This is a genomic window from Nocardiopsis protaetiae, from assembly GCF_045446735.1.
GTDB lineage: Bacteria > Actinomycetota > Actinomycetes > Streptosporangiales > Streptosporangiaceae > Nocardiopsis > Nocardiopsis protaetiae.
In genome coordinates this window covers 1-10,766 of sequence record NZ_JBJJBV010000233.1, presented here as the reverse complement: position 1 = coordinate 10,766, position 10,766 = coordinate 1, and the positions used below count along the sequence as shown (strand labels likewise).

Sequence of the window (10,766 nt, the reverse complement as noted above, 5' to 3'; positions counted from 1 at the left end):
CCGCCGCGGGCAGGGGAAGGGGAGGGGTTCGGAAGGTGAGCGCTACAGGGCGGGGGTGAACTCGCTGGAGTCGCCCACCAGGGCCCGGCTCGGGCGGCCGTCGACGCCCACGGGGACGTCGCCGCCGACGGTGATGCGGTGCAGCAGGCGCGGCTCGTCGCCGTAGTCGGCGACGGCGTAGTGCTGGGTGGCGCGGTTGTCCCACACCGCCACGTCGCCCTCGCGCCAGCTCCAGCGCACGGTGTTCTCGGGCCGGGTGACCCGGTGCTGGAAGAGCTCGAACAGGTGGGTGAAGTCCTTGGTGCTCAGCCCGGAGAAGTGCTGGGCGAAGTGGCCCAGGAAGAGCACCCGCTCCCCGGTCTCGGGGTGCACGCGCACCACCGGGTGCTCGGTCTTGTAGAGGATGGAGACGAACTCCTCGCGGTACTTCTTGAGGTCCTCGCCGAGTTCGCGCTCGGGGGCGACGGCCGCGTAGTCGTAGTCGTTGGTGTGCACGGCGCGCAGGCCGTCGGCCAGGTCCTTGAGGCTCTGGGGCAGGTCCTCGTAGGCGGTGGCGGTGTTGGCCCACACGGTGTCGCCGCCGTGCGGCGGCAGGTGGATGGCGCGCAGCACGCTGGCCTGCGGCGGGCGGTCGACGAACGTGACGTCGGTGTGCCAGCTGTTGGCCTTGCCGCGTTCGGAGTCGATGGGCAGGACGTGGTGGTCCTTGCCGAACGCCTTGCCGGTGGTGGGGTGCGGGGTGGTGAGCGGGCCGAGCAGGGCGGCGAACCCGGCCTGGGTCTCGTCGGTCAGGTGCTGCTGGTCTCGGAAGAAGATCACCTTGTTGGCCAGCAGGGTGCGGCGGATCTCCGCGACGGTCTCCTCGGCCAGGTCGGGGCCGATGCGGACACCGGAGATCTCGGCGCCGATGCGACCGGCGACCCGGCGGACGGTCAGGTCCGTGGTGGTGCTCACGGGCGGGCTCCTTAACAGGGGGCGGGAGTGCGCGGCGGTCACCTCACGCGTCCGGTCGCGGTCCGTTCGCGGCGAGTGGCACGACAGTACGTCCCACACTGTGGAAAAGTCAACCAAGTCAGTAGGAATACTAGGTTTTGGTTCGCGGGAAGCCCGGGACCGGGCGCGCGGGAGGCGCCGCGTTAGGTTGGTGCCCGGGCCCGCCGCCCGGGCGGGTCGCCCGACCGCACCGGGAGGAACCACCGTTGACCGACAGGACCCAGGCCTTCGACGGGCTCACCGACAGCTACCGCCGCTTCCGCCCCGGCTACCCCGCGGACATCACCGGGCACCTCCGCGAGCACGTCCTGGCCGGAACCGGTGAGCCCCGGCTCCTGCTCGACGTCGGTTCCGGCACCGGGATCTCCACCCGCACCCTGCGCCACCTGTTCGGACCCGGGCCCCGCGTGGTCGGTGTCGAGCCGGGCCGCGCCATGCGCGGCACCGCCGCGGAGGAGGCCGACGGCCTGGAGTACGTGGACGGTCGCGCCGAGGCGCTCCCCTTCCCCGACGGATCCGCCTCCCTGGTCCTGGCCGCCCAGGCCGTGCACTGGTTCGACCGGCCCGCGTTCTACGCCGAGGCCGCCCGCGTCCTGGCCCCCGGCGGCACCGCCGCCGTCCTGCACAACGACCGCGACTGGGAGTCCAGCGACTTCGTCGACGCCTACGAGGGCCTGCTGGAGAAGTACGGCGACGACTACCGGCGCGACTACCGGGTGTTCGACACGGTGGGGGAGATGAACGCCGCCGACGGCCTGGCCGACGCGGTCGGTTACTCCACCGCCTGGACCCGGGAACAGGACCTGGACCGGCTGCTGGGCGGCGCCCTGTCCTCCAGCAAGGTCGCCGCGGTCGTCCGCGCCCTGGGCGAGGACGCCACCCGCGCGGCCATCACGGACCTGGCCCGCGCCCACTTCCCGGACGGGCGCATCCGCGTCCCCTACGTCACCCGCCTCTTCCTCGCCCGCCGCCTCTGAGACCGGCCCGGGCGGGCTGGAGCGGCGGGCTTTGCCGGATGCAGAAGGCCCCCTGACATTGCCGGGAGCCGCCCCCGGGAAGGGTCCCGCCGATCGGGCCCGACAGCCGGGCCCGGCGACGACGGGAGAACGCACACCCATGTCACAGCTCATCGTCCTCGGCGTGGCCGACCGCGACGCCGCCGAACACGCCCTGGACATCGCCGCCGACCTCAACAAGCAGCAGCTGCTCCGGCTGGAGGACGCCGCCTACGCCTACAAGGACGACAAGGGCCGCCCCCGCATCCAGCAGACCGTGAGCACCACCGGCATGGGCGCGGCGGGCGGCGCCCTGTGGGGCACCCTCATCGGCCTGATCTTCCTCAACCCGCTGCTGGGCCTGGCCGTCGGCGCCGCCACCGGCGCCGTCGCAGGCAAGCTCACCGACATCGGCATCGACGACGACGTGATCAAGCAGATCGGCTCCCACCTTGAGGACGGCCGCGCCGCCGTCTTCCTGCTCGCCGACATCAACACCGCCGACCGCGTCATCGACGCGTTCAAGCCGCTGCGGCCCACGGTCATCCAGACCAACCTGTCCAAGGACGACGAGCGCGAGCTCGTCGAGGCCCTACAGGCCTGACCGCCGCCCGGGGACCCGCCGCACCGCGGCGGGTCCCTCCACGTCCGGGGCCCTCCTGTCCTGACCCGGGGCGGGTCAGGCGGGGCGTGAGCGCAGGCGGCGCAGCATGCGGGCGTCGCCGAACCCGACGGCGCGGGCGGCGGCCTCCACGGTCTCGCCCGCGCCGATCAGGTGCTCGGCGTGCTCCAGGCGCAGCCCCTGCTGGTAGCGAAGCGGGGTGAGCCCGGTCGCCGCCGCGAACAGCCGGGTCAGCGTCCGCTCGCTCACCCGCGCGGCCGCGGCCAGCTCCGCCAGCGGCAGCGGTTCGCGGAACCGGGCGTCGATGAGGTCCTGCACCCGGTGCACCGCGTCCACCAGGTGCCCCCGGTGCCGCAGCATCACCCCGGCCTGCGGCTCGTCGCCGTTGCGGCGGGCGTACACCACCATCTCCCGGGCGATCGCCGCGGCCGCCGACGGCCCGTGCCGCACGGTGATCAGGTGCAGGGCCAGGTCGATGCCGCTGGCGATGCCCGCCGAGGTGAGCACACCGCCGTCGGGCACGTACAGCACGTCGGGCACCACCCGGGCGCGCGGGAACCGGCGGGCCAGCAGGTCCTGGAGGGCGTGGTGGGTGGTGCAGCGCCGCCCGTCCAGCAGCCCGGCCTCGCCCAGGGCGAAGGCACCCGAGCACACGCTCGCCACCGTCCCGCCCGCCGCGCGGTGGGCGGCCAGCGCCCTGCCCTGCCCCTCGGTCAGCACCCGGCGGGGCGTCTCCCCGCCCGCCCGCCACCCCGGGACCACCACCAGGTCGCCGGGGGAGGTCGGCGGGTCGTCGGTGGCCACCCGCAGGGCCAGGCCCTGCGCGGTGACCACCTCCTCGTGCGCCGCGCTGTAGCGCACCTCGTACCCCAGGCCCAGATCGGCCGCGGTGGAGAACACCTGCGCCGGGCCGGCCAGGTCCAGCAGGTGCACGCCCGGGATGAGGAGAAAACTGACGAGGGTCACGATCCGGTCAGTCTACGCCGACGACCTCGGCGACCGTGGCGATGCGCGCGAACCGCCCCGACAGCGCGTACACGGTGCGCGTGACGACGTCCTCCGTGCCCAGCGTGAGCGGGTCCGCGAGGATCTGCGCCAGCGTCCGCCCCGGCTGCGACCCGGGCGCCTGGATCGGCTCGGTGGCGGTGGCGTCCACCACGAAGGTGACGTCGTACCCCAGGTCGGAGGCGGCCCGGGTGGTGGTCTCGCAGCACTGCTCGGTGCGGATGCCGCAGACAGCCACCTCCGACACCCCCCAGCCGTTGAGGATCCGCTGTAGGTCGGTGCCGCCGAACGCGCTGTGCACGGTCTTGTGGAGCACCGGCTCGCCCTCCTGGGGCTTGAGCCCGTCCATGAGCTCCACGAACCCGACCGCGGGGTCGAACGCGTTGCCGGTCCCCGGCTCGGTGTGCAGGACCCACACCACCCGGTCGCCGCGCCCCCGGGCGTGCGCCACGAGCAGGCCGACGTCGTCGGCGACGTCGGGGTTGGAGGAGGCCTGCCAGGTCTCCCGCTGGAGGAAGGACTTCTGTGTGTCGACCACAAGGAGTGCTCTCGTCATGCCCCGATCCTCCCGCGCGGCCCCCGCGTCCCGACAGGCACGATCGGGGCCGCCACCGGAACGATCCGGTCAGTCGAGGCGCTTCTTGAAACCCAGGTGCGAGGGCGTGTAGCCGAGGCGCTCGTAGAACCGGTGGGCGTCCTCGCGCGCCCGGTCGGAGGTGAGCTGGACCAGCACGGCGCCCCGGGCGCGGGCCGCCCGCTCCACCCACTCCATGAGCGCGGTGCCCAGGCCGGTGCCGCGTTCGCCGTCGTGCACCCGCACCGCCTCAACCTGGGCCCGCAGCGACCCCTGCCGGGACAGCCCGGGGATGAACGTCAGCTGGAGGGTGCCCACCACCCGGTCGCCGCGGCGCAGCACCGCCAGGAACTGGTTCGGGTCGGCGTCGATGTCCTCGAACGCCCCCCGGTACACCTCGGGCTCGTCCGGCGACTCCCGGGAAGCGCCCAACTGATCATCGGCGAGCAGCCGGACGATCGCCGGCACGTCCTCGAACCGGGCGCGGTCCACGACCACCCCTGACACCAGTTCCTCCACCGCGATGCCGTGTCCCACATGCACTCCTTCGTCCGGTTTCTGAAACGTCCCCACCCTGCCACAGGCCGGGGCCCCGCCCCGGCGCGGCCCTTGCGATGCGGCGCCCGCGGGCCTCGATTACAGTCGATCCATGGACGCCGAGCGGTTGACCGATCTGGCCCGCGCCACCGAGGACACCGACCCGCTGGTGGGGCTGGACGCCACCGTGCGCATGCGCACGGAGATGGAGCGGCTCGAAGCCGTCCTGGTGCGCCGCGCCCGCAACCAGGGCGCCACCTGGGAGCGGATCGCCGACGCCCTGGGGGTGTCCAAGCAGGCGGTCCACAAGAAGTACCGGGGCGGCCTCTTCGGCTGACCCGGACCGGGTCCCGTCAGGGCGTCCGGCGGACCGCGGCGGCGAACCGCTCCATCCGGCCGCCGAACCCCTCCCACTCCCCGAACCACACCGCCACGGCGTCCGCGCCCTCCCGCGCCAGCCCGCGGTACAGGTCCACGGCCCGCCCGAACTCCGCCTCCCCGCCGGCCCACGCGATCCGGGTCTGCGCCCGCACCGGGCGCCCGGTGAGCTCCCGCAGCCGGTCGCGGCGGCGCGCGAAGCCCGCGGCGTCCAGGCCCACCCCCTGCCAGGCGTCGCCCAGGGCGGCGGCCCGCGCCAGGGCGGGCTCGGAGGCGCCGCCCACCGTCAGCGGCAGCGGCGAGGCCGGTCGGGGTTCGAACACCCCCCGCTCGTAGGAGTGGAACCGCCCCCGGAAGGGCCCCTCCCCCTCGAACAGGTGCCGCAGCAGCCGCAGCACCTCGTCGGTGCGGGCGCCGCGCGTGGCGAAGTCCGCGCCCACCGCCGCGAACTCCTCCCGCGACCAGCCGACCCCCACCCCCAGCACGAAACGCCCGCCGGACAGGGCGTGCAGCGTCGCCGCCTGCTTGGCCAGGGTGAACGGATCGCGCATCGGCGCCACCAGCACCGACGTGCCCAGCCGTACCCGTTCGGTTCGGGCGGCCAGGTGGGCCAGCGTCACCAGCGGCTCGTACACGCCGCCGAAGGTCGTTCCGTAGGGCTCGGGCGGGAGCAGGTGGTCGGGCAGCCACAGGGTGTCCGCCCCCAGGGCCTCGGCCCGCAGCGCGAGGTCGGTGAGGACCCGCGGCGGCATGGCCGGGGACTCGTCGGGCAGCACCACCTGGAAACGGGTCGCGGTCACGGGGTCCGGTTCGCTCATGCCCCGAACGTAGACCGTGCCACCGGTGTGAGGGTCAAGCCCCGCCGCCCTGCCACCCCTCCGCCCCGCGGGGCTCAGCGCCCGCCCGGGAGGGTGACCGTGACGATCACCGCCCGGTGGTCGCTGCCGGCCACCTCCACCACCTCCAGGTCGTCCACCCCCATCGCCGGGTCCACCAGCACGTGGTCGATGGTCACCGGCGGCAGGGTGCGGCCCAGCACCGGCCAGGTCGGGCGCATGCCCTCGCCCAGCGCGGCCGCCGCGTCCAGGTAGCCCGCGTCCAGCACCTCGCGCAGGGCGGCGTGGTCCAGGGTGGCGTTGAAGTCCCCGGCCAGGATCCGCCGCACACCCTGCGGCGGGGGAGCGGTCAGCGCCGCCATCTCCGCCTCCCAGTTCGCGACGAACCCCGGGTCCAGCGGGGGAGGCGTGTGCACCGACACCACCTCCACCGCCCCGCCGTACTCCGCGTCCGGGACCTCCAGCGCGGCGATGGGCATGGCGAACCCGTTCGGTCCCCGCAGCGACCCCGCGTCGGTCAGCGGCAGCGCCGCGTGCACGGTGCTCCCCGTCACCCCGGGACCCGAGTGGTCGACGACGTACGGCAGCAGGTCGTCGAGCCCGGAGGCCGTCAGGTCGGCCAGCACCTCCGGGGTGGCCTCCTGGAGCGCCAGCACGTCCACCTCCTGCTCGCGGACCAGGTCGACGATCTCATCGACCCGCGCCCCGCCGCCCAGGGCGTTGAACGTCATCACCCGCAGCGCGGGCCCGCCCATGTCGGTCACCGCGAAGGTCACCGCTCGGGGCAGCACCGCGGCCACGAGCACCGTGGCCGCCACGGCGAGGACCGCCAGGCTGACCCACCGGCGCAGGACCCCGGCCGCGGTGACCGCCAGGACGGCGGCCCCCGCCACGTAGGGGGTGTAGGCCAGCAGCGGGACCAGGGGGAACCCGGACTCCAGTCCCAGGGCGCGCACGGCCGCGAACACCGCGAACCCCGCCGCCACCAGACCCACCAGCACGGTCACCGGCCGCGACCGGTGCCGCGCCCCCGCCTGCTCCGCCATGTGCCCTCCCGTATCGTCTCCGGACGATGGGATCCCCGTTGTGGGAAGGCGGTTGCGACCGGATCCGGCCGCCGGGTCCGCACGGCCGGGTCCGCACGGCGTTCACCCGGCCGGGTTCACCAGGAGCGCCCCGCCGCGGACAGCACCGACAGCACCCGCTCCAGGCAGGAGTTCTCCGCCACCCCGGGCCGCCGCACCAGGAACGCGGTGTTGATCGGCGGGTCCTCCGGCTCCAGCAGCGTCACCAGCCGCCCCGACTCCAGCTCCCCCTGGCACAGGTAACGGGGCAGCACGCTGATCCCGGCGCCCCCGGCGACCGCGGCCATCACCGCACGCAGGTCCGGCACGACCACCGCCGCCTTGCAGGTCAGCCGCACCCCGAACACGTGCCGCCAGTACCGGCGCAGGATCGGCAGGCTCTCGTCATAGGCCACCAGCGGGACCTCGCACAGGGCCGGCGCCCCCTGCCGGGCGATCCGCTCCGAGCCGATGCGCTCCGCCCACAGCGGCGCGCCCACCAGCACGAACTCCTCGTCCGCCAGCGGCTCGGCCACCAGCGAACGCCCGCGCGGCCGCACCGTGGACACCACCAGGTCGTGCCGCCCCGCGCGCAACTCCTCCAGCAGGTCGTCGGAGTGCCCGTGGCGCACCCGCAGCCGCAGCCCTTCCGCCTCCACCAGCGGGGCCAGGGCGGGCAGCACCAACACCTGTAGGGCCTCCGCCGGGCCCGCCAACCGCAGCGGCCGGTGCGGGGCCGCCGGGCCGGCACCGGCCACCAGCTCCAGCGCGTCCAGGGGCTCGGCGACCCGCGCCGCCAGCTCGTTGGCCTCCGCGGTCGGCGCGACACCGCGCGGCAGCCGCTCGAACAGGGAGTGCCCCAGCCGGCGTTCCAGGGCGCGGATCTGAGTGGTCACGGTCGGCTGTGACAGACGCAACGCCTGCGCGGCGGCGGTGAAGGACCCGGACCGGTGCACGGCCAGGAATGTCCGCAGCTGCTGGAGATCCAGCGGTGCGGGACCGGTCTCGACGGGGGCGTCCGCGAGGACCGCCGTCGATCCATTGGAATGCCTATGGCTCACTTTGCCGATTTTATTGGTCGATCAATACGTGGAGGTACTAGCGTCGGCCCTCGGGCCCACCGCCCACCGTGCGGGGCCCGTACCCGCTCCACCCGCCCATCCCGTTCGAGAGGTTCCACCGTGCCCGTCACCAGCAGGGAAGTCCACCTGGTCGCCCGTCCGGTCGGGGAGCCCGTCCCCGCCGACTTCGCGCTCGTCGAGACCACCCTGCCCGACCCCGGCCCCGGGCAGGTCCTGGTCCGCAACACGTGGCTCTCCGTCGACCCGTACATGCGCGGCCGGATGAACGACGTCAAGTCCTACGCGCCGCCCTACCGCCTGGGCGAGCCCATGGACGGCCGCGCGGTCGGCACGGTCGTCGCCTCCGGGGAGCTTTCCGTCCCGGTCGGCGCCACCGTGCTGCACCCCCTCGGCTGGCGCGAGCACGCCCTGCTGCCCGGCGGGGACGTCCGGATCGTCGACACCGCCGCCGTGCCCGCCCAGGCCTACCTCAACGCCCTGGGCATGGTCGGCTTCACCGCCTACGTCGGCCTCACCGAGATCGCCCCGGTCCGCGAGGGCGACGTGGTGTTCGTCTCCGGCGCCGCCGGGGCGGTCGGCTCCATCGCCGGGCAGATCGCCCGCGCCCTGGGCGCCTCCCGCGTCATCGGCTCGGCCGGAGGGCCCGAGAAGAAGCGCCGCCTGGTCGAGGAGTTCGGCTACGACGCCGCCATCGACTACCGCGAGGGCGACCTGGAGCGGCACCTCGCCGAGGCCGCGCCCGACGGGATCGACGTCTACTTCGACAACGTCGGCGGCGAGCACCTGCAGGCGGCCATCGCCGTCGCCCGCGAGCACACCCGCATCGCGCTGTGCGGGGCGATCTCCCAGTACAACGCCACCGGCCCGGTCACCGGCCCGAACAATCTCCGCCTGGCGATGGGGAAGCGGCTGAGCCTGCGCGGCTTCATCGTGAGCGACCACGCGCACCTCATGGACGAGTACGTCCGCCGCGCCTCCGGGTGGCTGGCCGACGGCGACCTGCGCGTGGAGGAGACCGTGGTGGACGGCATCGACAACGCCGTCACCGCGTTCCTGGGCATGATGCGCGGCGCCAACACCGGCAAGATGCTGGTCCGCCTGGCCGACTAGGCGTTTTCGCCTGATTCGGCCGATTCGACCGACCCCCCGAACCCCACCTCATCTCCGTGACCCGGAAAGGGACCCATGCAGTACGTCACCCTCAACAACGGCCTCCGCATGCCGCAGCTCGGATTCGGTGTCTGGCAGGTCCCCGACGACCAGGCCCAGGCCTCCGTCGAGACCGCCCTGGAGGTCGGCTACCGCAGCATCGACACCGCCCGCATCTACGACAACGAGGCGGGCACCGGCCGGGCCCTGGCCGCCTCCGGGCTGCCCCGCGAGGAGCTGTTCGTCACCACCAAGCTGTGGAACGACGACCAGGGCGCCGACAAGGCCCTCGCGGCGTTCGACGCCAGCCTGGAGCGCCTGGGCCTGGACTACGTCGACCTGTACCTGATCCACTGGCCGGTCCCGGCCCAGGACGCCTACGTCGACACCTGGAAGGTGCTGGAGCGCATCGCCGCCGAGGGCCGCGCCAAGGCGATCGGCGTGTCCAACTTCACCGAGAAGACCCTGGCCCGCCTGCTGGAGAACACCGACGTGGTGCCCGCGGTCAATCAGATCGAGCTGCACCCGTACTTCTCCCAGACGTCCATGCGCGAGCTCGACGCCGCCCACGGCATCCTCACCGAGGCCTGGAGCCCGCTCGGCCAGGGCAAGGGCCTGCTGGAGGAGCCGGTGCTCGCCGAGATCGGGGCGAAGTACGGCAAGTCCGCCGCCCAGGTGGTGCTGCGCTGGCACCTCCAGACCGGCAACATCGTGATCCCCAAGTCGGTGACCCCGTCCCGCATCGCGGAGAACTTCGACGTGTTCGATTTCGCACTGGAGGGTGACGACCTGGACAGGATCGGCTCCCTGGACCGCGACGGCCGCATCGGGCCGGACCCGGACGCGTTCAACGTCGTCTGATCCCGGTACGAGGAGGGCGTCCCCGGTGCGGGAACGCCCTCCGGCGTTTTCTTACACCGGCGGCCGGTGCCGGTCATTTTCGGTCCGTTTTTCCTCCGATCACCGGTCGTTCTCCCCGTAGAACGGGGCGAAAAGGCACGATGGGGGACACATTTCTCGGGTTCGGGGAGGCCGTGGAACGCCTTTCCGGGGCCGCGCCCACCCCCGAAGTGGCACGGGGCCGACGGGAGGCGTACAGTCCTCTTTTGGCGCGCCGGGCAGCAGACCGGCGGACAGCACTCTCCCTACGCGAAATCCCAGATCCATGACCGTCGTTCCTTCGCGCACCGCGCGTGTCTATCGCTCCGAGAGCGCCGAGCGTTCGGTACACGCCTGGTGCCACAAAGCCCTCAGCCGCTGGCCCGAGCTCGGCCCCCTGCCCCCCGTGGACACCCGCATGGGCAGCACCCAGGCGTTCCGGTCCACCGGCGGCCCCGGGACCCCGGTCCTGGTCCTGTCCGGCACCAACTTCAACGCCGCCACCACGGTGCCCGCGGCCCGCGCCCTGGCCGCGGACCGCCCCGTGTACCTGGTGGACCTGCCCGGCCAGCCCGGACTCAGCTGCGGCGAGCGGGTCGGCCGACCCGGGATCGAGGCGTACGGGGCCTGGTTCGACGAGCTCCTGCCGCAG

Annotated in this window: 13 protein-coding genes; 6 read left to right on the top strand and 7 right to left on the bottom strand. The window is 73.7% G+C overall.

Features of this window, described 5'->3' with window-relative positions:
- Nucleotides 1–42: 42 nt before the first annotated feature.
- Nucleotides 43–954 carry a TauD/TfdA dioxygenase family protein gene (locus ACJOT3_RS27020; RefSeq protein ID WP_406975930.1) on the bottom strand — a complete coding sequence of 304 codons (912 nt, stop codon included), beginning with the start codon at nucleotides 952–954 and terminating at the stop codon, nucleotides 43–45.
- A gap of 245 nt (nucleotides 955–1,199) precedes the next feature.
- Here ACJOT3_RS27020 and ACJOT3_RS27015 point away from each other — a divergent pair, with 245 nt between their 5' ends.
- Entirely contained in the window at nucleotides 1,200–1,970 is a 771-nt protein-coding gene (locus ACJOT3_RS27015) for a class I SAM-dependent methyltransferase (RefSeq protein ID WP_406975929.1), read from the top strand.
- A 139-nt stretch (nucleotides 1,971–2,109) separates the two neighbouring features.
- Nucleotides 2,110–2,592, top strand: coding sequence for a DUF1269 domain-containing protein (locus ACJOT3_RS27010; protein WP_406975928.1), 483 nt, complete (start codon nucleotides 2,110–2,112; stop codon nucleotides 2,590–2,592).
- Nucleotides 2,593–2,667: 75 nt separating this feature from the next.
- Here ACJOT3_RS27010 and ACJOT3_RS27005 read toward each other — a convergent pair whose 3' ends face one another.
- The 3 genes from ACJOT3_RS27005 to ACJOT3_RS26995 all read right to left on the bottom strand — a co-directional run bounded on the left by ACJOT3_RS27005 (nucleotide 2,668) and on the right by ACJOT3_RS26995 (nucleotide 4,726).
- Complete coding sequence (locus ACJOT3_RS27005) at nucleotides 2,668–3,576, bottom strand: GlxA family transcriptional regulator (protein WP_406975927.1); 909 nt, start codon at nucleotides 3,574–3,576, stop codon at nucleotides 2,668–2,670.
- A 7-nt stretch (nucleotides 3,577–3,583) separates the two neighbouring features.
- Complete coding sequence (locus tag ACJOT3_RS27000; protein ID WP_406975926.1) at nucleotides 3,584–4,171, bottom strand: cysteine hydrolase family protein; 588 nt, start codon at nucleotides 4,169–4,171, stop codon at nucleotides 3,584–3,586.
- A gap of 69 nt (nucleotides 4,172–4,240) precedes the next feature.
- A complete protein-coding gene (locus ACJOT3_RS26995) occupies nucleotides 4,241–4,726 on the bottom strand; it encodes a GNAT family N-acetyltransferase (protein WP_406975925.1) in 486 nt (161 codons plus the stop codon).
- Between the two features lie 112 nt (nucleotides 4,727–4,838).
- Between ACJOT3_RS26995 and ACJOT3_RS26990 the strand changes: the two genes are divergently transcribed.
- Nucleotides 4,839–5,063 (top strand): helix-turn-helix domain-containing protein, encoded by a 225-nt coding sequence (locus ACJOT3_RS26990; protein WP_406975924.1) that lies wholly within the window; start codon nucleotides 4,839–4,841, stop codon nucleotides 5,061–5,063.
- A 16-nt stretch (nucleotides 5,064–5,079) separates the two neighbouring features.
- On the opposite strand, the gene ACJOT3_RS26985 is transcribed toward ACJOT3_RS26990, so the two are convergent.
- The 3 genes from ACJOT3_RS26985 to ACJOT3_RS26975 all read right to left on the bottom strand — a co-directional run bounded on the left by ACJOT3_RS26985 (nucleotide 5,080) and on the right by ACJOT3_RS26975 (nucleotide 7,993).
- Entirely contained in the window at nucleotides 5,080–5,922 is an 843-nt protein-coding gene (locus ACJOT3_RS26985) for a TIGR03619 family F420-dependent LLM class oxidoreductase (protein ID WP_406975923.1), read from the bottom strand.
- Between the two features lie 74 nt (nucleotides 5,923–5,996).
- Entirely contained in the window at nucleotides 5,997–6,986 is a 990-nt protein-coding gene (locus ACJOT3_RS26980) for an endonuclease/exonuclease/phosphatase family protein (RefSeq protein ID WP_406975922.1), read from the bottom strand.
- A gap of 116 nt (nucleotides 6,987–7,102) precedes the next feature.
- On the bottom strand, nucleotides 7,103–7,993 hold the full coding sequence (locus ACJOT3_RS26975; RefSeq protein ID WP_406975931.1) for a LysR family transcriptional regulator: 891 nt from the start codon (nucleotides 7,991–7,993) through the stop codon (nucleotides 7,103–7,105).
- Between the two features lie 192 nt (nucleotides 7,994–8,185).
- Here ACJOT3_RS26975 and ACJOT3_RS26970 point away from each other — a divergent pair, with 192 nt between their 5' ends.
- The 3 genes from ACJOT3_RS26970 to ACJOT3_RS26960 form a co-directional block, all read left to right on the top strand.
- Nucleotides 8,186–9,196 (top strand): NADP-dependent oxidoreductase, encoded by a 1,011-nt coding sequence (locus ACJOT3_RS26970; RefSeq protein ID WP_406975921.1) that lies wholly within the window; start codon nucleotides 8,186–8,188, stop codon nucleotides 9,194–9,196.
- A gap of 75 nt (nucleotides 9,197–9,271) precedes the next feature.
- Nucleotides 9,272–10,096: an aldo/keto reductase gene (locus ACJOT3_RS26965; RefSeq protein ID WP_406975920.1), complete on the top strand. Its 825-nt coding sequence runs from the start codon at nucleotides 9,272–9,274 to the stop codon at nucleotides 10,094–10,096.
- 304 nt (nucleotides 10,097–10,400) lie between these two features.
- The coding region (locus tag ACJOT3_RS26960; RefSeq protein ID WP_406975919.1) for an alpha/beta fold hydrolase at nucleotides 10,401–10,766 on the top strand (366 nt) is incomplete at its 3' end.